This is a genomic window from Cohnella lubricantis, from assembly GCF_014212015.1.
In the GTDB taxonomy this organism is placed as follows: domain Bacteria; phylum Bacillota; class Bacilli; order Paenibacillales; family Paenibacillaceae; genus Cohnella; species Cohnella lubricantis.
This window is the reverse complement of the sequence record NZ_JACJVN010000015.1, coordinates 1-24,341: the sequence shown is the minus strand read 5'-3', so window position 1 is coordinate 24,341 and position 24,341 is coordinate 1. Positions and strand designations below refer to the sequence as shown.

Genomic DNA, 24,341 nt, shown 5'->3' with positions numbered 1-24,341 from the left:
ATTATGCTTCAGCGTAAACACGAAAGTCATCAATACGAACGCTCGGGATGCCGTACATGTCATTGATGGATTGCTGCATCATGAAACGGATCTGACCATTGAGGAGCATTATACCGATACAGCCGGTTACACCGATCAAGTCTTTGGTTTAACACATTTGCTCGGATTTCGCTTTGCGCCGCGCTTACGCGACTTGGCTGACTCCAAACTGTACACAATTGGGAAGCCTGCCGACTTCCCTAAACTGGAGAAGCTGCTGCGAGGTCAGATCAACACAAAAATCATTCAGGAAAACTATGACGATGTTCTCCGACTGGCTCACTCCATCCGGGAAGGAACGGTTTCGGCATCACTCATTATGGGGAAAATCGGCTCCTATGCAAGACAAAATAGTTTGGCTACCGCACTCCGGGAAATGGGTAGAATCGAAAAAACAATCTTCATCCTGGATTATCTTTCAAGTGAAGCGCTACGGCGAAGAATCCATCGGGGATTGAACAAAGGGGAAGCCATGAATGCATTGGCCAGGGCGATCTTTTTCGGCAAACATGGAGAACTGCGAGAACGCGCTCTACAGGATCAGCTCCAGCGAGCCAGCGCATTGAACATCATCATTAATGCTATTAGCGTTTGGAATACCGTCTATCTCCAGCAAGCATCAGAACATCGCAAAAAGCAAGGTAAGCTTCAGGAAGATCTACTAAAGCATATTTCACCACTTGGATGGGAGCATATCAATTTCTTAGGAGAATACAAGTTCAATTTAAGGCAGAATACTTCTCTTAATTCATTGCGTCCGCTTAAAGAACAGGACATTGAATGAAAGGTTGGTCCGGGTGATAGTCCCGGACCAGCTTAGAGTAAGAAAAAACGCCAAGCCGCACATAATTGAGGGCTTAGCGTATATTTTCGTTAAAATGTTGGCGGGACCCCTGTCTAAAGAACGATTAGTAATTGATTGCCCCTCTAATAGTCCAATTACTGTTTTTCCGCCTCCAGTATTAAGAATTACAACAACATTCTTTTTTCCTTGATCTAATACATGATGTAATTCCTCAAGTGCTAAGTACTGCCCCCGCCATAGGTCATTAACCTTTCCTTTGGGTAAGTTATCGTATATTTTTATCGGATGTTGTTCTCTAGGACCAGTTGTTTTATTAAAAAATTGGCTAAAGTCAAAAGACAAGTCCCCACCCCGTTTTGTGAAAATACTTTTTAATATTACTTAATCCATTCTTCAGGAATGAGTTTATTATTGTTGCCGCGCCATTCACAAACTTCATTGACGTTATGAATGTCGCCCCAAATACTGCTGTCTGCATGTTCTAATACGATAATTTGAAATTTTGACTGAGATATTTTTAATGCCTCTGACATAGATTCAAAGATCTTTTTGACTGCAATTCTATCTTCATCATTTTCAAGCTTTGGATCTAATTCCAGTTCATTTTCTCTGGCTGCCATTTTTTTAGGAAAATAAACTTGACTAGGTTGGTCATAAACAATGAACCCTGGTACTGGTGAATGACTTTGTTCGTTGAAAAATAAATGAAATGCTAGTGTAACCGAGATATGGTAAGCGAGCCAATTCGAACCGCTACCAATTTCCCAAAGGTAATCGTCACGCCCATCTTGTCCACTAACAACGACAGTTAAATTCTGATAATCTATCCGTATAGGGTCATTCGGGCGTTCTGAATCTAGCAACGGTAAGAGTCTGATTGCGTAAGCTCCAATTTTATTGATTGCCGAATTGATCCTTTGTATTACTGCACTTTCATCTACCTGTGTCCTTAAATTTGATAATGTATCACTGATAGCTTCTATCTCAAGAATTAATTCACTATCTGTGCCTAATGACTTGAATGTTTCGTTTGCATACTGAACCTGGCCTATAAATCTGGAGATATTCTCAACTGTATATTTTTCATGCGCGGCAGAATTTCTTATTTGACTTTGCAATTTAATTCTTTTTTGTACAGCCGTAATCTGCTCAGTTAATGTACTGATTTCTGATTTTACATTCTCGAACTCGCGCTCAAATGCCGCAGGGATTTTATTTGTAAATCCCGTTTCATCTTCAAGCTTAATTAAATTCGTGTAGAATTTATCAATTTGTTCTTTTGGATGATCCTTAGTTTTTCCGAATATCGGACAGGTTTCATCGTCTTCTGTTAGACTCTTTAACCATCTAGATATATTTAATCGCTCAACTTGAATCGTCAAAGACTCACGATACCCTTCTATACTATTCATCAATTGACGCATTTCAGTATAACGATTTTTCAAGGATGACAGTTTTAGTGAAAGCGCACTTTCTTCCTTCCTTAAAGCGACTATTTCTTGTGAGGAAGCTTCAATATTGTTATTAAGTATGCTTGAATCCGATGCTCGCTTCTCTGATATCAATGTAAGGATTTCAATTTGTTCTTCAAATGAAAGGTCATTCGATGCATCCAATTTAATAAGGCCAAACTCTTGTGCTATTGCCAGCCAGCCATTTACTTCTGTCTTCCATTTCTCGGATACCTCTTTGAGCTTCAATAACTCTTTTTCTTTGCGCTTTAGTAATCTAGTAAGATTATTAATTTCTTGTCTTTTTGCAAGAATATCGGGGGTAACTGCACCAAGTATATATGGGAATATATTTATAAGTTTTGTTCTATGCTCTGTAGTATCCGCTTTATAAAATAATGTGTTTGCATTTGCTACAATATTTTGAGGTTGGAAACAAAATGCCATTAAATCTCTAAAGGATGGTCTACCCAGGTAATTATTTGAGTTTTCAGCATCGATGTCTAAGAAAGTCAAGGATGACAATTCATCTAAAAATTTTTTAACTGAATCTCTATTAGTATTTTTAATTGGTACATCAGGGATTTCAACTTCAATATCGGATGCAATATACATATTATCGGTAGACTTCTGTAGCCCAGGCTCTTGTCTGGCTAGAAGAACTTGTTTTTGGTTGACTTCTATAACGATACCAAACCAACTACAAGCATTTCTGATTGTTTTAACAGGTATGTAACAAGAATCTGAGGCTAAACAATAATCAATTATTGGAATAATTGCAGATTTTCCAGTCCTAGATGCACCTGTTATAATATTCACTGAATTAGTTTTAAATTCAATCTCCTTTGGTTTAAATTGAGGTTCTTTTGACCAAAGGATAAGTTTTTTTATTTGGAAATCCATTGTTAAAACCTCACTTTTAGTATTTGAGATATTTCATGAAGGGTCAGCTGGGAACACCAAAACCCCAATTTTTCTGAAGCTTTTCCAAGTTTAACTATAGATTTAGGTTCTTGTTTTCGTTCAGATGTTGTAAAAGGAAAAACCAAAGCTTCCTCATAATCTAATGCAATGAGAGAAGAGAAGATAGCTATTTGGATCGACTGAAGTGATAATTCTCTCATGTTTGCTGCACTAATATGTATATTTGATACAAGATCATTTTTAAGCACTTTTGTTGTAAGGAATTTGTTAGCAAATGTTCGTAGGCCCGAGGGCTTGTTAGTGGAAAACAACAATTCAGACATATCTTCACGAAATATTACTGGTAAAACAATAAATAATAGGGGGAATGGGACTAACGATTTATTGTTACTATAATAGCCTCTTACAAAGTTCCATATAATAAATGCACCGAATGCAGGGTTCTGAACGTTTTGAATCTCCTTATTTAAGTTGGACACTTAATCCACTCCCTGGCATGAAAATACCTTTATAATTTGGATGCCAGCCAATTTCCACATCATCAGATAAGGCGTGATAACATCCTGCAGTAAAAAAATCTGGCACATAAAGATGATCAATATTAACTGGATCATTCTTACATTCGAGATACAATAGCTTTCCCAATTCTTCGGGTGAAAGATTCAGATGCTTATTCTGGAGAGAGAGAATTTTTCTTTTAGTATCCCATTTTTTTACTAGCGTTTCTTGATAGCTTGTCAGATTCCCATCACTGATGTCCCCGCGCTTAGCCCAAATTGTTCGGTTAGTAGAGGCCCGGAGATAGTCATTTATCGCTTCGATTTTTTCCGTATAGTCGCATTCCACAACGTCTAATTGTTCTACATATCTTCTTAATGCATTCATCTCTTCCTGAACTTCTTGTTCAGTGGGTCTTGGAGCTAATTCTTTTAGACTTTGTTTTTGGTTATATTCGCGTCTGATCGCAATAAGTTCTGTTCTATAATCTTGATACGATATGCGCATTGGTTGTTTATTTTCGACCAATTCTGATAATTTTTTATCAATCCATCCCAACATATAAGTAAATAAGATATCTCCTAAATCTTCTTCTAGCATAGCCCTTTCGCAGAATGTTTTGTAAAGAAGAGCTGTATGGTTTGTTTTTATAGTTTTCAAACAAAATTTTTGAATAATTTGACTTGCAAATAATTTATTCTGAGGTTTAAAAAAACTTCTTATATACAGTGCATACTCGTCAGAAAGTTCTTTTTCTTCCCCTGTGTCTTTATAAAATTCTTGTCTTGCAACTTCCCAAGCTTCTTCCGCTTTCTCTAATGTTTCGGCATTGTGAAAGGAGTCGGCAATTAATCCTTTCCGATCTGCTGTTACAAAAAGAATGAATTTAGTGTTGTGAACATCAAGTTCTTGGTTAGTAACAGACAATAACCAATTATAGAGAGTTTTCCATAAATCTTTCGCGCGATTCGATATAGGGTTGTTGTTTGAAAGAACACTTTTTAGCTGTATAGCATCTACAGTTCCATCCGATTTTGCAACAGCCACATCTTCGAGCACCTCTACACTTACTATATCATTTGACGAACAGCTCTGAAGTTCATATAAAGCGTGTCGTACTTGTAACGAATAGGCATATACTTTATCGGGAACATGTGTATTGGCTAAATTAACTTCTTTTTTTAATGTTTCTTTATTTGTTTTGCCCACTGACTTCAACTCCTAGATTGGGGATGAAAAATGCGATCAGTAGCAAGGTTAGCAATTTTAGTCTAATTCAAATAGTAATGAAGTACCTTGCACTTCCATATAATAATAATGTTAGCATCATATTCAAGTATCCTCAACCAAAACTCCCCAAAAGGTGACCTCTGGGTGACCCTAGGTTGACCTTGGGGTGAACTATAGGTGACTTTAAAGTAACCTTAAGGTGACCTTTTAAATGAAGAACAACCTTTACTGCCATTTCTTCATAAATATCCGGTTTTTAATTCCTTTCCTTTCTGGTGCTCCCGTTTCCCAAGAATCTCATCTTCTCTTGCAATTATCGGATCATACCAATCGGCTTTCTTCTTTGCCCAATCGATCCATTGTATATCTTCCTCTGCCAAATTACGGAACGATTCCAAAGCTGAAACATATTCCCTTATCTTGCACGCCATCGCGTAATCCTGAGCCATATTTGTCAATGCAACCGTGCGCTCAACTTCAATCATATGGCGTTTTCGACGTTCCTCTCTTAATCTCTCTGCTTCTTCGAGTTTACGACGCTCTTCTTCACGCGCTTCTCGCTCTTTTCGTATAATTTCAGATGCATCGTACATCTCAATCAGAAGAAGTCCTAATTGGTTTTCCAGAATAGAAGATTTGGTATCACGAAACCTTTTATTTCGATTCTGATTTATGTTGATGCACAGTTGCCCGTTAAAGACATAATCATATTTGCGTAAATTCGGTTTCGAAGCCCAAGAGTACCGTTTCTTATCTTCCTCATATTTACGGAGCTGATTTTCCTCTGACTTCGTAATAACATGATCGACTTTGTCCTGCATTTCATATATCTCTAGAGATACCGACTCATTCCGAACAATAAAAGTGAGAGAATCCGTCACTGAGCCTCCCAACCGTTCTATAGCATGGTTAAGAGCCCCAAGGATTCGGTAAACACGCGGAAGCGTCTCTTTCGAAATCACGCCTGCTAAAAATGGAGGACGGGACCTATACGAACTGTAGTTTTGAGGGCTTCTTTGAGCGCCTACTTCTTTTTTATCGTTCTTGTTCCATTCAATGACAACATTTTTATGTGCAGCAATCTTAGGGTGTAGCCTGGCCTTTTCATTTGGAATCTGTATCTGATTGGCTATATCAAGAACTTTGTTCCTTTCAGCTCCGACGAGGAACGCCAACCTTTCAAAAAAACTATTGTGATCGGCTTCAGAATTGGATCGATTGTCGATATATTTTGTGGTTTTACTAGATTTGGATAGTGACAATGCGTCAGTATCCAATCCTGCTTCTAAGGCATCATCAGGACTGGCATTAGCATTGTTCACCGCTGCTTCATCCTGCTGCGTGGCCTCAATTTTTGTTTCTGAAATGGTTGCCATACCCTTTTCAATTTTCTGTACTCTTATCCGCGACGTTTTCACACGAGGAATAGCAACTTCATTTATTGTTGAGTCTGGAAGAGGTGGTTTCGATACCGGCTTTCCGAAATTTAACTTCGTCCAATACCCCGAAGGAGGTATGGGCACATTTGCTTCTTTACAAAGTTTATATATAAAGCTGTACGATATGCTATATTTCCTAGCAACACCAGCAAGCGACAACTCCCACACCTCGTTATATATCTGCTCGCGAGACACCATCTGAGATTGTTCCTCGGCCATTCTTAATACCTCCAATTCTTGAAAAAAATAAAAGGAGCAGTATATTATAGCTGCCCCTTTGACGGCCATTATTCCTCTCGCAGAAAGCCTAAAGGTTAAAATCTCAGTTTTTCCCTCTACGCCTCTATTGGCCAATCTTTATATTTTTCTTTTGCCTGATCAATGATCGCATTCGTTAGGAACCGCAACTGCTCGCCCTTTATCTTCTCCCGAATAAGCACCATTTTCACGGCATTGCTGACCTTTGCCAAGACATCAGCACGATGCGGATTCGTCCAGTCGATTTGGAATTCCTTTTTCATTGCCGCGACCACTTTGCGAATCAAACCTGAAATGAACTCATTGGAAAAGGCATCATTACCCATATTCTCGATAATGTAATAAAAGGCCATTTCTTCATCAGACAGCCCTAGCGTCTCTTTCTTTTTGCGTTCTTCGTCCATTTTCTTCTTCGCTTCGACCATCATTTGTGCCACGGCGGTTGCCGTAATAACTCGGTTATGATAATCGTTTATCGTCTTCTCCAGCAGTTTGCTTAACTCTTTACCGAGCGCATTTTTTTGCTTCACCAAGTAAAAGATTTCTTCCTCCAGTAACTTCTGAAGCAATTTCAGACGCAGATCGACGTGCGGTTTTTGCTCGAAATCGGCAAGGAATGCTTCGTCTAGGATCGAGATGTCAGGCTTCTCCAATCCTGCTTTCTCGAACAAATCAACGGCCTCTTCACGGGCGCCTATGCTACGGTCGATCAATTTTTTCAGTTCTTCCTCGATGTTCTTAGGCTTGTCATCCGGGTCGCCAGCGATTTTAAACTTCTTGATCTGAATCGCAGCAATCTCATAGAGTAGCACCTCATTCGCGTGAGGGATTACAGCTGGCAAGTGCTTCACCAGTTGATATCCTTTATCCAATTTGGCCTGCGCATTCAGGTAAGTGTCCTCATCCGGCCCCATCAAAAAGCCTACGAAGTCCGCAATCCAATCTTCACGCTCAACCTTCGGCTTAGCCCGCCAATCTGTAATGTCGATGTCTGGCGGGATCAAGGCGCGTACCGCTTCGAGCGCCTCGAAGAAGATTGGCACCGCCTCGTCCTCGATGCTCCCAGCCGGCTTTCCTTTACCGCCGCCTTGTGTATAGCGATGCGTCGCCTCTTTCAATGCTTCGGCGATGCCAATGTAATCGACGACAACACCACCCGTTTTGCCGGGGTAGACGCGGTTGACGCGGGCAATAGCCTGGATTAAGCCGTGACCTTTAATTGGTTTATCGACGTACAGGTAAGTTAGCGGCGGGATGTCAGTACCCGTGAGCCACATATCCCGTACGATTACGAACTTGAGAGGGTCATTCGGATCTCGTAGCCTCGCTTTTACGCTCTCCTGCTCTTCCTTGGACTTGATATGGGCGAACTCACTACCTGGCTGCTTTTGGCGCCAACTTGGCGGGTCTTTGTCGATGTCACCGGTCATAACAATTTCAATCGGCGGACAGCCGTCTATTTTACGCATTTTCTCGTAGAGTCGAACGCATATTTCCCGGCTCATGCAAACGATCATACCCTTTGCCTCGGGGGAAGCCGCCTTTTGGAAGTGCCCTACAATATCCTTGGCGAGCGTCTCCAACCTCTCGGACGTACCGACAACTTTTTCTAGCGCCGCCCATTTAGCACGTTGTTCATCCCATTTTCCATCCCCAACCTGGCTGACAATTTGCTTAAATTCTTCGTCAAAACCTGCGTTTTCGAGATCAAGCGGTATGAGACGGGATTCGTAGTAGATCCGAAGCGTTGCACCGTCTAGCGTGGCCTGCTGCATGTCGTAGATGTGAATGACGTTCCCGAACAATTCAAACGTATTACGGTCCGCAAATGTTATCGGTGTACCCGTAAATCCGACGTGTGAAGCATTCGGCAAGGCACGACGAAGATTGCCGGCAAAGCCGTCAAAACTGTACTGGGTACGGTGCGCTTCGTCGGAAATGACGATAATATTCCGACGCTCTGAGCATACTGGGAACTCACCTTCTCCATCTTTCAAGCGGAACTTCTCGATCGTCGAAAAGATAATTTGGCCGGCTTCGTTACGCAACAGTTCCCGCAATTCATTGGCATTCTCTGCATGATGAACGTTACCGACCAGGGATGTCCCCTGAACGAATGTCTCGTGCAATTGACCGTCGAGATCCGAGCGATCCACTTGTATGACGATTGTCGGGTTATCCATCTCTGGATGCCGCGACAGAATTCCAGAGAAAAACAACATAGAAAGCGATTTCCCCGAACCAGTGGCATGCCATAGGACCCCAATCTTCCGGTCTCCTTCCGGTCGAGTTGCGCGAACGGCGTGTTCGACGGCAAACCGAACGCCGAAATATTGGTGATATTTAGCGCCAATCTTAATTGCTTCCTTGTTACCATCTTTCATAAACACGATGAAGTTGCGGATATAATCGAGCAGTCGTTCCTTTGGGAACATACCCTGGATGAGCGTCCGCATCGAATTCGTGATGTTGTTGTCGACTTCCTTACCGTCGGTGGATTTCCAAGCTGCATAAAACTCATACGGTGCCCCGGGTATGCCATGGAGCGTCAGGATGCCGTCGGAGATGACCGCAAAGGCGTTGTAATTAAATAGTTGTGCAATGTCATAGGTGTAGTTCGTGATTTGATTGTAGGCATATTCGATCGTTGCCTGCTCGCTATACGGACTTTTCAGTTCGAACACCACCAGCGGCAGCCCATTCACATATATGATAAGGTCTGGCCGCCGCGCCATCTTCCCTTCGATCGAAAGTTGGTTTACGACGAGAAAATTATTCGTAATCGGCTCGTCCCAGTTCACCGGGTATACATGGTGAAACACATGCTCGCCTTTCTCCTCGTAAGAAAAGTCAATGCCCTTCACTAGCATCTCGTGAAACCTCTGGTTGCGCTGAAGCAATGTCACCCCGTCAGGATCGGCAAAACGCGAAACTAACGCGGGGATATGCTGCGCCGGAATCCCGGGGTAAGTTTTCTTGAGAAATGCTTCAAGGCGGTCCCGAAGCACGACCTCATTAAGCGACGTACGACCGAACAGGTTCATCGCATGGGTATATTCGTAGCCAATGGCCTGTAGACGGCCGATCGTCGCTTCTTCAAAATCCGTTTCGTACAGTCCGTTAGCCACCGGCAAACACCTCCTCGACTTGCTCTTCAGCAACCTTCACATCAATTTCCCCCGAGAGAAGGTGGGGAAGTAGATAATCCCTGAGACTCGTAAGTTGCTTGTTTTCAGCGTTGTTGTTGTTAATTTGGTCATGAAATGACTGAATCTTGTTTTCAAATTTTAGCAGCAGCTCGGTGGGTGGAATTAGTACATCTATGTTATAAACTGATTCCCTGTTTAACCCTGGAACTGCCGAGTCATTATTCATATGTTCGAGGTCAAGGGACCGAAGCAGATAATAAAGGTAGAACACTGGGTTAATACCAGTTAGTTTTGACTTAATGTAATAGGTTGTGTCAATTGGATAAAAGGGTAAGTATGAAAGATATACTGTACCGATAGTCCCCTTACGGCCTACGATTATTCCTGGAGCGTCTGCAATATTCTCATTGTGCCATCCAACTAGCCCGCTAGAACCATAGACTGGATAAACTCCGCCTTTTCTATCTTGGGCTTTTAGCGCCTTCCCATAAGCAAGATCCATCAATTCCCTCAACTTAGTTGTTTTCCAACCACCTGGAACTAATCCAATATGAGAATCCACAAACTCCTCATCCTGAAACAGCCCGAAATCAACAAACCAATGTTTATACAAAGTGCTCGCCATCTGATCAAGCGTTTCGTTCATTTGACGGTTGAGTTCGATTTTGTCGTCTATAGAGCCAAGTATATGTGAAATTGCTGATTGAACTTTTATTGAAGGTACGGTAATCGTCATTTTTCTTTGATCTGAAAGACTAACGTAATCGGCCATATCAGTCTGACCCTTGACAGCATTCATCTGAAAAATGAATTCCTTACTTTGCATCCAGTAATACAAATATCTTGATTGAATGATCTCTTGGTTTTTACTCCTCCAAAAACAGAGTTGTGGTGAATATACAAATTGAGGCACGCTCTCATCTACATAAGCAAACCGGCCTACTGTTCCTTTTGATGTGAATACAACGTCTCCCACTTGACTTATCTTTTCTCCGACCTTATTAAGTGTTGAGATTGGAAAACAATCGGCTCCTTTGAATAAAAATCCCCCATCAATATTTCCGGCTCTCGCAAACGGAACTCCTGCGCCGGACAATTCGGAGTTTTTGGCTCTATACCCGTCCCCAATCACCAACACACCGTCTGTAATCAAGTCGCTAACCTTGTAGGTTTCTCTCATCTTTGTCACTTCGCTTTCAGCAAATCAATCTATCAAATTTTCAAGGTTTTTAAGTATTACTTGTTGAAGCCGATTTGAATCTTCGAACTGTTGTTTTAACGTCGCTGAATACTTGGAAATTTTTTCATCAAACGGTGTATCATCTATTTCTTCCAATTCCGTCCCAACATAAATCCCGGGAGAGACTTTGTAGTCATTGCCTTGGATTTCTTGAATGGTCGCAACTTTACAAAAGCCATCAACAGTCTCGAATCGGCCATTCATATTACGAAATGCGTGATAAACCGCCGAAATCTCGGCAACGTCCTCTTGCGTCAATGCCCGCTGTCTCCTGCTCACCATTACACCTTTTTTCCGGGCATCAATGAAAAGAACCTCATTGTTCCTCACCCGATACCCTTTCTCCCCGTTCCGGTTCTTGCTCAAGAAGAACAGGCAACAAGGAATCCCAGTCGTAAAGAACAACTTCTCTGGTAACTGCACGATGCAATCGATATATCCTTCATCCACTAACTTTTGACGGACATCTTTCTCGCCTGAGTTATTCGTTGTCATCGCGCCATTGGCCATGACAAAACCGGCTATGCCCCCGCTCTTAAGGTGGTACAGGAAATGCTGCATCCACATATAGTTGGCGTTGCTGTCGGTAACAGCCTTATCATAATTGATAATAAGCCGCGGGTCATTTTTCTGGATATTCTCTGCTCCCCACAATTTCTGATTGAAAGGCGGATTAGCGATAACGAAATCGAATTGTTGATCCTTATACTGATCGTTCAGTAGCGAATCACCCAGCCGGATGTCAGCATTGATACCGTGCATAAGGACGTTCATTTTACCAAGACGTACTGTGAGATCAACGCTTTCCTGACCGTAGAATGAAAGCGAGTTTTTGTTTTTGGCGTAGCGCTGGGATTGCACGAACATACCGCCCGATCCGCAGGCGGGATCCAATACGGTACCCGATTCCGGTTCCAACATGGAAACCAGAAGTTCGACGATAGAACTTGGCGTGAAAAACATTCCGCCTCGGCTACCTTCGCTAGAAGCGAAGTTACCGATAAAATACTCAAATACACGGCCCAACACGTCTACCGCATCATCGCTGGACGAACTGAACGTATCACGCGAGAAAATCTCGATCAAAGAGGCCAGGTTTTCAACTGGTAGGTTCGTGCTCTGATAAATACGTGGAAGAACGCCGACCAGATCATCATTCTCCACTTCGATCAATTTCATAGCATTGTCAAGAATCTCTTTGATATTCGGCTGCTTGGCATTTTTTACGATATAAGACCAATGCGCTTCCTCAGGCAACACGTAAACACGTTCAGCAATATACTGATCGCGGTCTTCCAATATTTCACGAACAATCTCCGCATCTTTGAAATACATTGGGCTATTGGGGTCGGTTAATTGCTTCTCCAATTCCTTGCGGCGTTTGTCGTATCGCAAAGAGAGGTAACGCAAAAAGATGAGCGGTAAAACAATATGCTTATAATCAGCTGGAGAGACCGTTGCACGCATCCGGTTCGCGGCTTCAAAAAGATCCTTTTCAAAGTTTATATCTGCTTTTGCCGATGCCATATCGATTATCCTTTCCTATGTGAAGTATTGCCTTTATTTTAATTATGTTTCACTGACAACATGATGTCATAGAACAGATGTTTGAGTATATAGTCCTATATTAATAATTCTACGAAATGTGACATCAATCCTGCTTAAGATCTCAGAGAACAATTTGAAATGAGAGCCTTTACCTTAATGCTATAATTAAAGTGCACTTGATTAAAATGTCATTTAAGGAGAACCAACGATCTTTTTTAGCCATTCGAGTAAAGACAAGGACTTGATACAAGCCATTAAAACAAAGCTGGATTCCATTACTGGCGGTGTACTGGAGATTTTTCTTTCAAGCGATGGTCAAAGCATACATTCGGAAGCAACTGTTCGAAGGAAATAAAGTCTTTGACTGGGATTGTTGATTTGGCGCCATCTTGAAGATGGATAATCCATCAGCTTTTGTGTAATAAGTGTTAGACTGACCTATAAATCGAAACAGCGGCAGCCATGGACGAGAAAAGAAAGTCCTAGACTGCCGCTGTTTATTGAACTATCGGTACCGGTTCTCGAGGTCAAATGTCCCTATTTTGATAATCCCTCCATGCGTTTCCTATATGTTATCAGTTCCTTATTACTACCAGTTTCTTTTAATTTTGGCGATATGCTGCTGCCGGATTTCTGGATTGGTAATGTTGGCCTTTTGAAGTATTTCATATTGGGCCAGAATATCCTCGTCTGTAAGGAGCGGCTGATTTGACATTGCTCGTATCCGGTTAATCTTTCGCTGAATGAACTCCGAGAGTTCGGTATCATAAACGACCAGCTCATTGGACTCGATCATGCGCAACTGGGGATCAATGCTGAACCGGCAACGCATCGTAAAGGATACCATGGAGATAAAAGTTAGGTTCGGAAAGGTGAAGCTCTTTAGTTGCTCCTCGATGGCCTTGATATGGCCATAGTTCTGTTTTAGTGGATTATACAGGTTGAACCGGTTGCTGACTCGCCAGTATGTATCTTCCTTTTTCCCTTTAATCTCTCCCGTGTAGTTCTTCGTCTCAATAACAAAGAGACCGTATGGAGATAGAACCACATGGTCTATTTGCGAGTATCCTGTGCGTGACCTCGTCTTACGGATTAGGAGATCGCTCAGATGCTTAGTGTTTTTCGGAAGCTGATCTAACTGAATATTGATTTTGTACTCCCCAAGTTCTCCAATTCTGGAGGCTTCAACCTTTTGCTTCTTTAACGCTTCGGGTTGCGCCGGCTTTCCGGTCATCATACCCTTTGTTTTATCTGGTGCTTTAAAAAGTGACAATAGTTTCTTAAAAATTTTGCTCTTCCCCCGTTTTGGTATTCACTTTGCTGGTTTTCAGCATACACCCATCGTTTTCTATTCGATCCTTCTTGCCCAATACCCATATTTCTCCATGCATAGCTGCCGGCAGCTTCCCGTGTAGATTTTTCAGCTCTTGTCCCCCGATAGCTGAATAAATCAGATACCCACGATCAAACTTCCCTAATTATTTTCTTTTGTAAATATGCCCTGTGCAACTGTTAGGAATTCTTGAACTGCTGGGGAAGCACCTTGAATCGATGGACAAGCTAAAGCAATACTTCGCCATTTTATTCGCTTCAGATTTCTAGTTTTAATTTTGGTCTGGTTTTTGAGAAATAATTCTGGGCCGATTGTAATTCCAAGTCCTTCCTGTACCATATTAACAATAGTGTTGCAGTCTTGTACTTCAAAGCGAATCTGTGGTTTGATGTTGGCTTGATTGAAAATCTCCTCAACGTGAGTACGATAAACACCTTTAGGCATGATAAACGGTTCTTCTTGTATGTCTTGAGCGTCAATAGTTTCTTTTTTTTGGAAATGATGACCATCGGGAAAGGCGACAACCATTTGATCTTTGATGACTGGTACGATATGCAGATTCGTTTCTAGAGTTGGCTGAACAACAAATCCAATGTCAACAACCCCCGTCTCAATCCATTCTCTAATTTCTTCATAAGTTCCTTCAAAAAATATAAACTCAATGTTCGGATGTTTTTGGTGAAACTTGGCAACCATTTTCGGTAATAAGCAGGAAGAAGCACTTGAGAAACTCCCGATTCGAATGGTACCTACCTCAAGATTGGATGCAAAAGCTACTTCTTGTTTGATTTTCTCCATCTGGTTTAAAATTTCCCGTATAGAAATCAGTGTTTTCTGACCTACTTCTGTTAGTATAAGACCGTTCTTGCGGTCTCGTATCAAGAGAGTAATTCCCCAATCTGATTCTAAACCAGCGACAGCGTGGCTCACAGCAGATTGGGTCATATTAAGCTTTTCCGCTGCTTTTGTGAAGCTTCCGAGTTCAATGACTTTGGAGAAAATTTCAAACCTTGCAATTGACATGAGTGACACCTCATACAGGACATTAAAATCATTAATTTGATTCATGTTAACGCGAGGCTTATACTTATGCAATAATCGACCTCCAACACCGTGAGTTTATAGGTGTTGTGAGTGGATATAATAAATTTCAATCTAGGACAGATTAGTAGAGTATTCATCACATGCATGTATCGACTCCTCAAAATAAGGAAGGTTTGTTATGCGAAAGGTACTTCTCCTCGTGATCGGAATGTTCTCTCTTGGGTTTGATGCCTATGTGGTAGCTGGATTATTACCGTATATTGGGGCAACCTTCCACACAAGTGATTCACAAACGGGACAAGCAGTGAGTGTATTCACCCTTTGCTATGCATTAGCTGCTCCAATTTTTGCAACATTGTTGGCTGGAAAACCCGTGCGCAGGATTTTACTATTGGCACTTGCTGTTTTCTCAGCAGCAAATGGGGCAAGTGCACTTGCTTCGAATTTCTCCTTGCTGCTTATAGCTCGTGCAGTTGCAGGCATTGGAGCCGGGCTTTTTTCCCCTCTTGCTGCTTCAGCCGCTGCAGCCCTTGTTTCCAACGAGAAACAAGGCCGTGCCCTTGGGTTGACACTGGGCGGTATGAGTATGGGAACAGTAATTGGAGTTCCCATTGGATTGCTAATTGCTGAGCAAGTAGGCTGGCAAGGAACTCTCTGGGTCGTCACTGTCATTGGTCTGATCGCCATGATTGGGATTGTTGCCTGGTTTCCGAACTTTCCGGCCGTGGCACCGCCGTCATTGGGTCAACGATTTGCCATGATGACTGATGGACGGGTTTCAGCCACTGTTGGCATTACTCTAATAACAAGCGTTGCCAGTTTAGGACTCTATACGTATATCGCATCCATCTTGCATAGTTTGGCTGGAATTACTTCCATAACCCCATATCTGTGGGTATGGGGTATTGGCGGAGTAATCGGGAGCTTTTCCATCGGCACGCTGATTGATCGAACGAAGCGCCCAGGCTGGCTCATGGTAGGTATTCTTATCATACTGGCCATCGCCATGTTCAGCCTGCCATTTGGACTTGCGGTCCCTATTGTCGCTTTTCTGCCTATCTTTATTTGGGGGGCGATGGGGTGGGCTTCACAAGCACCGCAGCAACACGTATTGCTTCTTTATCAACCTAAACATGGCGCAGCGTCAGTGGCCTTAAACAGCTCCGCTAACTATTTAGGTAGTGCGATTGGGTCAACACTTGGGGGAGTTGCCATGGTGGCTGGATTGGCACCTTCTAAGTTTCCGTTTGCTGCCGGATGTCTTATTTTTGTGGCCTTACTGGGACAATTGTCAGTCATGTCATGGAGAAGGAAAGAAAACAGTGGTGAGAAATAATAAGAAAGATAAAGTCCGGACTGTCCAATATTAGCAAGCGATTCTTTCCGAATAGCAATAAAGAGCAATCACAACCTACCTTTCCCGCCTCCCTAACAAAGAACGAATCAATAATGTGGCAACCGTACAAGGACGCTGCTGTAAGGTTGTGTCGCTCAAAGAAGCAACTATCATCGTCAATAAGTTCTCACGTTGTCCGCATGGCGAAACAAGCGTTGGAAATCAGTCGTAATTGGCTCCAAGAAGGATACGCGGCAAAAATGTATACTGAAACGACATTGATCAATTTCGGTTCTCTATTTATGCGTAAATTTTAAGCAAACCTGCCAGTAAGTTCATCGAACGAAGCGTGGCTACTTCATTGTATTTCTTCTCCTACCGCTTTTCATTTATAACTTATTTTTTTACCAGATCCGATTCTGGTTAGAAGTTTTTCCTTTTAAAAGATTATTAAGTTGCATTTATGTGACATGTCACCTATAATTGATTGTATGACATGTCATCTTTATATCGTTTTGAAGGAGCTAATAGAATGAACAAAATTTCCCGCATTCACATTTTACATACTGGGTACGTCCGAATAGATCGAGCCCTTGCCTATCGCGAGCGCACATTACATCCGATGCCATATACAGGTTGGATACGACCTGCATCCGCACGAATAACGGTCCCCGTATCGACTTATTTGATTGAACATTCGAACGGTCCTGTGCTGATCGATACTGGTTGGCATACGGACATTCGGATAGACCAACGGCGTCACCTTGGCTTTCTGGCTTCGACAATGTTTCAAGGATCTTTGCCGGAAGGCGCCGCCATTCATGAGCAACTCGCTAAAATTGGAATCCGCGAACGCGATTTAGAGGCAGTCGTATTAACCCATCTTCATGCCGACCATGTAAGTGGACTGAAGCACGTTGCCGGAGCGAAGCGGATTATCGTTAGTGATCTGGAGGTTGAGGCTGCACAACGATCTCTTGGTTACAACCGGACCATGTGGCAAGGTGTTAAGTTTGACTCATATCGTCCAAAATCCATTCCGTTCGGTCCTTATGGACTCGGTTTAGATCTATTTGGAGACGAATCTCTCTACCTCGTCCATACGCCTGGCCATAGTCGCGGACAACTTTCCGTGCTCGTTAAATTGTCTGGAGGATGGGTTCTTCTTGCCAGCGATGTCGGTTACTCAACTCGATCCTGGAGAGAGATGATGCTACCGGGCGTTACGGACAATCGTGAAGAGGCTGAACGCTCGCTGCATTGGGTACGGGACTTCGCCAGTCGTACTGATTGTTTGGGCGTTTATGCCAATCACGATCCAGATGTATTGCCTATGGTTATCGAAGACGAGGTGGTCGCCGTATGATTGAAATGGAGAAAAGAATACTTGCAGAGTGTCTCCGTTATATGATTTTGGCAGCCCAACGACAGGGAGCACGCATGCTCGAAGAACTGCTTAAACCTCAAGGTCTGACCGGTTCCCATTATGAGGTGATCCGCGTACTCGCTAAGAGTGAGCCGCTTACTCTAAAGGAACTCGGTGCACAGCTCGTCTGCGAGTCGGGTTCGCCCTCGCGCCTAATCACTCATATGGTGTCACACGGACTCGTTGAAAGATGCCGATCAAAAGGGGATGGGCGAGCCGTCGAACTCGCTCTGACACCAAAAGCCAAGGAACTTGCCGTACATTTGGAGGAATTAGAAGTGGGTTTCTGTGATCAACTAGCTTCTTTACTATCTGATGAGGATCTTCAGCAACTAACGACATTGTTCGGAAAGCTATTATCTCCGATGCCTGTTGCCGAGCCTTTGCGTCGTCGAGGTTTGCTATGAACAGCGAGGTTTACAAACAAAGCCAGGAAGTGTCTTGCCGTTACTTACGATAAGGTTCTTTAAGGCCATCCTTTGGGATGGCCCTTTCTTTAAGATCGTTTTGTTCAACTATCGTTTTTGTTAGCTCAATTGCTTTTTCTCTGTCGCATAATAAATCATCGCAATGGCCGGTAAAGCTATTCCAATCAACAATGCTGCTTTCCAGCCGCCGATGGCGTATGCCCATACTCCTGTCGTTGAGCCTATAGCACCGCCAGCAAAAAAAATTGCCATGTATAAACCATTAAGCCGACTTCGAAACTCTGCACCCAATGAGAAAATAGCACGTTGCCCAAGGACCAAATTTGCCGAAACTCCCATGTCTAAAAGAATGGCCGCAACTACCAGAGATATTAATGCGAATGTCGAACAGGTTTGGATCATTAGTGGCAGAAATACAGAAACGATAACTAAAGCCAGCGCTACTCCTGTGGCAGGACGAATCATGCCCCTATCCGCAAGACGGCCTGCCAAAGGCGCGGCTGCCGCTCCGGATACCCCAACCAATGCAAACAGGGCAACTTCTTTTTGGGAAAAATGAAAAATCGGACTGGTCAATAACAAAGGAACAGTTGTCCAGAACAAACTAAAAGTCCCGAACACACAAGCATGATAGATCGCCCTACGACGCAAGATTGGGGTCGTTCTAAGTAGATGTAACATAGAACCCAGAAGTTTTGGATATTGTACGCTTGTTAACGGCTGCCTTGCAGGAAGCGCCTTTGCTAATACAAGAGCCAGCACAAGGATCGTTGCACCGGATAAGACAAATACGGCGCGCCACCCCATAAACTCTGCCACAATACTTGATATGGGACGTGCAAGCATGATACCCAGTAACAAACCGCTCATGACATTACCCACATTGCGGCCACGTGTGGCATCTGGCGAAAGATGAGCTGCGTACGGTACTAGTATCTGTGCTGCGACTGATCCCAGCCCGATAAACAGTGAAGCTGTGAGAAACAGGGGAGCGCTTTTGACAACTGCAGCAATCGTCAAAACTATTGCAGTTAAGAGCAATGACGCAACAACAAGTTTTCGGTTTTCAAGTATATCTCCCAAGGGTACGATAAATAACAAGCCGATTCCGTAACCAATTTGAGTCAGTGTGACAATCAGGCCAGCTGCCCCAGAAGATAATCCAAGTTCAGAACTAATTGGTCCTACTAAAGGCTGCGCATAATAGAGATTAGCGGCGATTACTCCGCAAGCGGCAGCCAAAATGAGTATGATCCACGCCGAAATAGGTTTTTCAATTCTTTGATTTTCGATTGAACTCATAGTAAGCGCTCCTTTACATTTCGAGAAAGCTATCATTATTGGAACGTTCGTTCCAGTAATGATAAAAAAATATGTTTATAGCATCTCAATTACTGTGTTCATCATGTTATAGATAATTTTTTTGTCGCTTTTCACCTTGGATACTACATTAATACTATGATTAAGGTTAAGCAATAGGTGTGCTAGAACCTTAATATCTTTCTTTGGGTCGATTTCTCCCGTCTGCTGTCCCGTACTTAAAAGTTCAAAAAAAGACTGTTCCAATTCCTCAAAACCGTCTCGTATCAATTTATGAAGTTGTTCATCAGGCGAGTCCAAACCAATGGTTGCGTTTGTAATCAAGCATCCTTTCGGCAAATCTTCATCAAATGCGGAGATAATATGCTGATCAAAATACTGCCGGATTCCAACTTTCGCAGACGGCGCATTTATCAAGAGATTTCGTTTATTTTGCCTGATTTTTTTGTAATGGTGTATTGCCTCAACATAAAGCGTCTGTTTGTCCACAAATGTTTCGTACAAACTTGATCTGCTTAATCCCATTGCTTTCAACAACTCCGGTATGCTTGTCGCTTCGTAACCTTTTTCCCAAAAAACTAACATTGCCTTATGAAGTACGTACTCCTTGTCAAACTCTTTAGAACGTCCCATGTTAATCCCTCCTTCTCCGTAGGAAAAGTATAATATTTTGGGAACGAATAGTCCAGTATTTTTATTGTGCTCCCAATCCAGTTCCATTAACCTGTCCGTTAGTTCAATAAAAAGGACGCTCCCGCGCCTTCGCTTGGGCTACGTCCTCCTCATTATATTCCATTTCCAATTACTAATTAAAGAACGTACGCGGGTAGCATGTAGTGCTTAAACAGGGGACCACCGGCTGTATTGAAGCCGCATTGATATGCAATAGCTTCCAACAACGTCGATTTACCTGAACCATTTTCTCCAACGAAGAAAGTCACGTTTTTATTTAGCGTAATTTTATCAAAGTGTTTAATCGCAGGAACATTAAATGGGTATTGGTCGGGGGTATGTATTTTTTCATTCAATTTAATAATCTCGCGTAAGAACATGGGACTCCCCCTTGTCTTAACCTAAACAATATTTCAGATTTTTCATCAACACTCACCTGTTTCGGACATCTAAATAAGTCTACTGAGTAGACAATACTCTAAATGAGGTTTACTGAAGTTTACCCAGTCCTAAATGGTCTACTTGGGTCTACTCAAAATATTCTGTAATACACGATCATAAAGATACACCAAACACGCTACTTACATCCCACTCCATGTAATCATTGTGCTATGTAATTCTTGTCATTACTCTCCCCTAACAAAACAATGTAAGCTGTTCATCATAGTGCTTGGCATCTGGAATATGGAAGGTTCATGCTCAAATTCGGACTCAATATCATATATTCCTAAAATAACTGTTATTAATACAGGTTCTCCTTCATCAAAGACATCCTTTAGTACGTACGATCTGTATTGAAAGCCATTAAATTCATCATTAAAACATTCAATTTCTGTTAAATGGGCAAGTCCGCCTTTAATGTTATCCTCAATAAATCGGTGTAATTTAAACCACTTAATTTTCATAAATACACAACCTATATTCAATTGGGATCGTTATTATCGTTCAAATGTTTTTCAAACTTTGAGCCAAGCCGATATATTCCATAAATCAAGATTCCAATCAACCCGCTTTCTAGCGCCTGGACATATTCACTAACGAGAAAGAGACCAGTTCCAAACCCTATGAATATAACACTAACTATTTTGAGCATTGTTCCTTCATTTTGGTCTAACCATCTGAGCAAGCCAGACACCTCACTTACATTTAATCTAACTATAGTTATTACAAGCATAAAATAAATATAAAAGGTGTGCCACTTATTCAGCAAGCACACCATCTTGATCATTCTGAGCTGTCTTTTTTACTTTAACATATTGTTGAATTCTTCTTCATCAATTATTTTAACACCTAATTCCTCAGCCTTTGTTAATTTACTTCCTGCTTCTTCTCCCGCAAGGACAAATGACGTTTTCTTGGAAACACTACCAGATACTTTGCCGCCATACATTTGTATTAATCGGGTAGCTTCGTCCCTCTTTAGATTTGGAAGCGTTCCGGTAATAACAAATGTTTTTCCCGCAAATCTGTCGTCTCTGCTTATTTCTGACACTTTCGATTGGGTATTAACACCTGCTTTTTTCAGTTTCTCAATTAAGTCATGCGTACTGTTAAAACTAAAGAAACTTAAAACGCTATTGGCAACTGTTTCACCAAAGTCCGGTAACATAATTAATTGATCGTAGGTAGCGTTACTAATTTCATCTATATCAGCAAAACTAGAAGTCAATACTCTCGCTGTTTGTTTCCCTACATTCTTTATTCCGAATCCAGTTATTAATTGATCCAAATCATTATCTTTTGATTTTTCGATAGCTTTCAGCAGGTTATCAACCGACTTTTCCCGTCCAACTATCCCTTTCTCAATTAGCTCATCACGATATTCTTTAAGGTGATAAATATCTGCGATGTTTTTGATATATCCTTCAGACATGAGAGACTCGACTGTGCTTGGCCCAAATCCTTCTATATCCATCGCATCTTTAGAAGCAAAATAGGTGATGCCCCTGATCAATTGGGCTAAGCATTCGTCTCCACCACAACGAATATCCGCACCATTCTCATCCCTCACGGTTGGAGAATTACATATTGGGCATGTGTCGGGAATCATGTACTTGATTGCATTGGTTGGTCTTTTTTCTGGTATACTTCTGATTACCTCGGGAATGATGTCCCCTGCTTTTTGAATGACAACCGTGTCACCAATTCTTATATCCTTAGCATCTATATAGTCTTGATTATGCAAGGACGCTTTTGAAACAGTGGTACCCGCCAATTTGACGGGCGTTAATATTGCTAATGGAGCTAACCTTCCGGTACGTCCTACTTGTACTTTGATGTCTTCTACAACGGTCTCCTTTTGTTCTGGAGGATATTTAAAGGCAATTGCCCATCTAGGAACTTTGCTGGTACTGCCCAATACTTTTCTATCGTCCAAGTTGTCAACCTTTACAACTGCTCCATCTATGCCAAACGGCAATTCCCATCTTTTTTCTCCAATTGTTGAAATGCTTTCCCATACCTCATCTGCTGTTGAGCAGATTTGATAGTCAGGTACAACTGAGAAACCTAGAGAACTTAACCATTCCAATGATTCTGCATGGGAGACAAACTCTTTTCCTTCTGATATCTCAAGATTAAAAACAAAAATATCAAGGTTACGTTCCCTAACAATTTGGGGGTCTAATTGCCTTAAAGATCCTGCGGCTAAATTCCTCGCTGTTTTGTAGGTTTTTCCACCACTCTCTTGTTGCTTTTTCATGATCATTTCAAATGCTTCATTTGACATGTAGACTTCCCCTCGAACTTCTACATAAGGTAGGGTCGTAGGGATCGTCTGAGGTATGGACTTGATTTCCAATAAATTTTCATAAACCGATTCGCCTTCTTCACCATTACCTCTTGTTATACCTTCTACGAGATTGCCTTCTCGATATCTTAACAAAACCGTTAAACCGTCAATTTTCGTCTCGACTACAAATTTAGAATCAGGAATTTGGGACTTTACCTTCTCCACAAAAGCATAAACTTCATCTTTATTAAATACGTCTTGAAGACTTATAACCGGAACATCATGCCTTACTTTTCTAAGTTCACGCTTTACCGCGCCCCCTACCTTTTTCGTAGGAGAATCCGAAATATTGAATTCTGGATATTGTGATTCAAGTTTTTTTAATTCGTCAAGAAGCTGGTCATATTCATAATCAGTAATTTCAGGTTCATCGAGATCATAGTATCTTTCATTGTGATATTTAATAAGTGTTCGTAACTGCTCGATCCGCTCTTTTATTTCCATGAGAGAACACCTCCCCCTTGTCTAATTATAATATGGCATATTTCAAGGTTTTGGTTAATTTGCCCTGAGCCTTTTTATACAATTCATTTTTTACCGATAAGACCCCGTTGCCGCGAGTTGCAGCCTGCGCCAGCTCGCCGCCTTCGTAAGTCAGGTTCAGCGTCAAGCCGTCATACTTCAGCTCGACGACGAACTCCGGCTCCGGCAGCGGCCGCTCCGGATTCTTCGCGTTGTAATCGGCGATCAGCTTGCGGACGCGCGTCTCCCAAGCCGCCAGATCTTCCGTGCTCTGCGCCTTGTCCAGGCTCCACAGACGGGCCAGATGGCGATGCGGCTCAAAGCCCTTCAGGATGTCGCCGCCTACCCGCCGCGTCGGCGAGTCTGGCAGCGTCTCGCCCGTCTGCGCCTCCAGCGCAACCAATTCGTCGTATAACAGATCGTACTCTTTATCGCTAATCGTCGGATTATCTTCGGTGTAATAGCGGCGGCTGTGATCGTTCAGCGTCGCCACGAGTTCTTGCATCCGCTTCAGCGGCTCGGTCATCCGATAACCCTCTCTTCGTTCCAATAATATGTACATTTCTCCCCTAGTCTATGGGAGCGCTGCCGGGCATGTCAAATCGCTCCGCAGGCAAAAAGAAAAGCCCTATTCGGGCTTATCTTGAGTTGGCTTGCGTTTGCGCCAGAGCGAGTCGACTTCGTCCATCGCCTCGCTCTGATCGTATCTATCACAGCTTGGTCAGCGGAGCGAATGCGGCGAGCAGCCGCTTCACCCCGACCGGCGCCGGGAACGCGATCTGCAGCTCCGTATCGTTGCCGCTGCCCTTCACGGCGACAACGGTGCCCACGCCCCACTTGGCGTGCTGCACCTTGTCGCCGGCGGCGACGGCGAGGCTACCGCCTCCGCCGCCGGCAGCTCCCGCAGCCGCTGCGCCCGGCTGCGGCACGACGCGCGCGACGCCCGCC

18 protein-coding genes and 2 pseudogenes are annotated in these 24,341 nt (G+C 42.7%); 4 read left to right on the top strand and 16 right to left on the bottom strand.

What is annotated here, in order from left to right; all coding sequences use genetic code 11:
- Window positions 1–823: Tn3 family transposase (locus H4Q31_RS03415; protein WP_185177664.1), on the top strand; the 823-nt coding region annotated here is incomplete at its 5' end.
- A 398-nt stretch (window positions 824–1,221) separates the two neighbouring features.
- On the opposite strand, the gene H4Q31_RS03410 is transcribed toward H4Q31_RS03415, so the two are convergent.
- The 9 genes from H4Q31_RS03410 to H4Q31_RS03370 form a co-directional block, all read right to left on the bottom strand.
- On the bottom strand, window positions 1,222–3,198 hold the full coding sequence (locus H4Q31_RS03410; RefSeq protein ID WP_185177663.1) for a DUF3732 domain-containing protein: 1,977 nt from the start codon (window positions 3,196–3,198) through the stop codon (window positions 1,222–1,224).
- Window positions 3,199–3,200: 2 nt separating this feature from the next.
- A complete protein-coding gene (locus H4Q31_RS03405) occupies window positions 3,201–3,698 on the bottom strand; it encodes a three component ABC system middle component (protein WP_185177662.1) in 498 nt (165 codons plus the stop codon).
- On the bottom strand, window positions 3,682–4,926 hold the full coding sequence (locus tag H4Q31_RS03400; RefSeq protein ID WP_185177661.1) for an ABC-three component system protein: 1,245 nt from the start codon (window positions 4,924–4,926) through the stop codon (window positions 3,682–3,684). The genes H4Q31_RS03405 and H4Q31_RS03400 overlap by 17 nt, the downstream gene beginning before the upstream one ends.
- A gap of 260 nt (window positions 4,927–5,186) precedes the next feature.
- On the bottom strand, window positions 5,187–6,605 hold the full coding sequence (locus tag H4Q31_RS03395) for a hypothetical protein (protein ID WP_185177660.1): 1,419 nt from the start codon (window positions 6,603–6,605) through the stop codon (window positions 5,187–5,189).
- Window positions 6,606–6,721: 116 nt separating this feature from the next.
- Complete coding sequence (locus tag H4Q31_RS03390; protein WP_185177659.1) at window positions 6,722–9,772, bottom strand: type I restriction endonuclease subunit R; 3,051 nt, start codon at window positions 9,770–9,772, stop codon at window positions 6,722–6,724.
- Window positions 9,765–10,973, bottom strand: a complete 1,209-nt coding sequence (locus H4Q31_RS03385) for a restriction endonuclease subunit S (RefSeq protein WP_185177658.1) — start codon at window positions 10,971–10,973, stop codon at window positions 9,765–9,767. Before H4Q31_RS03385 ends, H4Q31_RS03390 begins: the two co-directional genes overlap by 8 nt.
- Before the next feature lie 24 nt (window positions 10,974–10,997).
- Window positions 10,998–12,560, bottom strand: a complete 1,563-nt coding sequence (locus H4Q31_RS03380) for a type I restriction-modification system subunit M (RefSeq protein ID WP_185177657.1) — start codon at window positions 12,558–12,560, stop codon at window positions 10,998–11,000.
- A 610-nt stretch (window positions 12,561–13,170) separates the two neighbouring features.
- Window positions 13,171–13,818, bottom strand: coding sequence for a nuclease-related domain-containing protein (locus H4Q31_RS03375; RefSeq protein WP_185177656.1), 648 nt, complete (start codon window positions 13,816–13,818; stop codon window positions 13,171–13,173).
- Between the two features lie 237 nt (window positions 13,819–14,055).
- Complete coding sequence (locus H4Q31_RS03370; protein ID WP_185177666.1) at window positions 14,056–14,937, bottom strand: LysR family transcriptional regulator; 882 nt, start codon at window positions 14,935–14,937, stop codon at window positions 14,056–14,058.
- A gap of 199 nt (window positions 14,938–15,136) precedes the next feature.
- On the opposite strand from H4Q31_RS03370, the gene H4Q31_RS03365 reads away from it, so the two are divergent.
- The 3 genes from H4Q31_RS03365 (at window position 15,137) to H4Q31_RS03355 (ending at window position 18,127) form a co-directional block, all read left to right on the top strand.
- Window positions 15,137–16,294, top strand: a complete 1,158-nt coding sequence (locus tag H4Q31_RS03365) for an MFS transporter (RefSeq protein WP_185177655.1) — start codon at window positions 15,137–15,139, stop codon at window positions 16,292–16,294.
- 532 nt (window positions 16,295–16,826) lie between these two features.
- A complete protein-coding gene (locus tag H4Q31_RS03360) occupies window positions 16,827–17,660 on the top strand; it encodes an N-acyl homoserine lactonase family protein (RefSeq protein ID WP_185177654.1) in 834 nt (277 codons plus the stop codon).
- A complete protein-coding gene (locus tag H4Q31_RS03355) occupies window positions 17,657–18,127 on the top strand; it encodes a MarR family winged helix-turn-helix transcriptional regulator (protein ID WP_185177653.1) in 471 nt (156 codons plus the stop codon). Before H4Q31_RS03360 ends, H4Q31_RS03355 begins: the two co-directional genes overlap by 4 nt.
- A 120-nt stretch (window positions 18,128–18,247) precedes the next feature.
- On the opposite strand, the gene H4Q31_RS03350 is transcribed toward H4Q31_RS03355, so the two are convergent.
- From H4Q31_RS03350 to H4Q31_RS03320, 7 genes and pseudogenes are all read right to left on the bottom strand, one after another.
- Window positions 18,248–19,450 (bottom strand): MFS transporter, encoded by a 1,203-nt coding sequence (locus H4Q31_RS03350; protein WP_185177652.1) that lies wholly within the window; start codon window positions 19,448–19,450, stop codon window positions 18,248–18,250.
- A 75-nt stretch (window positions 19,451–19,525) separates the two neighbouring features.
- Window positions 19,526–20,101, bottom strand: a complete 576-nt coding sequence (locus tag H4Q31_RS03345) for a TetR/AcrR family transcriptional regulator (protein ID WP_245347359.1) — start codon at window positions 20,099–20,101, stop codon at window positions 19,526–19,528.
- A gap of 218 nt (window positions 20,102–20,319) precedes the next feature.
- A pseudogene (locus H4Q31_RS22040) lies at window positions 20,320–20,520 on the bottom strand (AAA family ATPase); the annotation flags it as partial.
- Between the two features lie 246 nt (window positions 20,521–20,766).
- The gene (locus H4Q31_RS03335) at window positions 20,767–21,045 is read right to left on the bottom strand and encodes a hypothetical protein (protein ID WP_185177649.1); all 279 of its coding nucleotides are present in this window, start codon (window positions 21,043–21,045) and stop codon (window positions 20,767–20,769) included.
- A 338-nt stretch (window positions 21,046–21,383) separates the two neighbouring features.
- On the bottom strand, window positions 21,384–23,375 hold the full coding sequence (ligA, locus tag H4Q31_RS03330; protein WP_185177648.1) for an NAD-dependent DNA ligase LigA: 1,992 nt from the start codon (window positions 23,373–23,375) through the stop codon (window positions 21,384–21,386).
- A gap of 97 nt (window positions 23,376–23,472) precedes the next feature.
- Window positions 23,473–23,919: pseudogene (locus H4Q31_RS03325) on the bottom strand (DNA ligase LigA-related protein); the annotation flags it as partial.
- A 184-nt stretch (window positions 23,920–24,103) separates the two neighbouring features.
- Window positions 24,104–24,341 (bottom strand): hypothetical protein (locus H4Q31_RS03320; RefSeq protein ID WP_185177667.1); only part of this gene is annotated, 238 nt, incomplete at its 5' end.

Excerpts from the sequence above, each read along its gene's own strand:
- H4Q31_RS03410 (WP_185177663.1), bottom strand. The coding sequence starts at position 3,198 with ATGGATTTCCAAATAAAAAAACTTATCCTTTGGTCAAAAGAACCTCAA.
- H4Q31_RS03345 (WP_245347359.1), bottom strand. The coding sequence starts at position 20,101 with ATGGGACGTTCTAAAGAGTTTGACAAGGAGTACGTACTTCATAAGGCA.
- H4Q31_RS03350 (WP_185177652.1), bottom strand. The coding sequence starts at position 19,450 with ATGAGTTCAATCGAAAATCAAAGAATTGAAAAACCTATTTCGGCGTGG.
- H4Q31_RS03385 (WP_185177658.1), bottom strand. The coding sequence starts at position 10,973 with ATGAGAGAAACCTACAAGGTTAGCGACTTGATTACAGACGGTGTGTTG.
- ligA (WP_185177648.1), bottom strand. The coding sequence starts at position 23,375 with ATGGAAATAAAAGAGCGGATCGAGCAGTTACGAACACTTATTAAATAT.
- H4Q31_RS03370 (WP_185177666.1), bottom strand. The coding sequence starts at position 14,937 with ATGTCAATTGCAAGGTTTGAAATTTTCTCCAAAGTCATTGAACTCGGA.
- H4Q31_RS03335 (WP_185177649.1), bottom strand. The coding sequence starts at position 21,045 with ATGAAAATTAAGTGGTTTAAATTACACCGATTTATTGAGGATAACATT.
- H4Q31_RS03395 (WP_185177660.1), bottom strand. The coding sequence starts at position 6,605 with ATGGCCGAGGAACAATCTCAGATGGTGTCTCGCGAGCAGATATATAAC.
- H4Q31_RS03380 (WP_185177657.1), bottom strand. The coding sequence starts at position 12,560 with ATGGCATCGGCAAAAGCAGATATAAACTTTGAAAAGGATCTTTTTGAA.
- H4Q31_RS03365 (WP_185177655.1), top strand. The coding sequence starts at position 15,137 with ATGCGAAAGGTACTTCTCCTCGTGATCGGAATGTTCTCTCTTGGGTTT.
- H4Q31_RS03360 (WP_185177654.1), top strand. The coding sequence starts at position 16,827 with ATGAACAAAATTTCCCGCATTCACATTTTACATACTGGGTACGTCCGA.
- H4Q31_RS03355 (WP_185177653.1), top strand. The coding sequence starts at position 17,657 with ATGATTGAAATGGAGAAAAGAATACTTGCAGAGTGTCTCCGTTATATG.
- H4Q31_RS03375 (WP_185177656.1), bottom strand. The coding sequence starts at position 13,818 with ATGATGACCGGAAAGCCGGCGCAACCCGAAGCGTTAAAGAAGCAAAAG.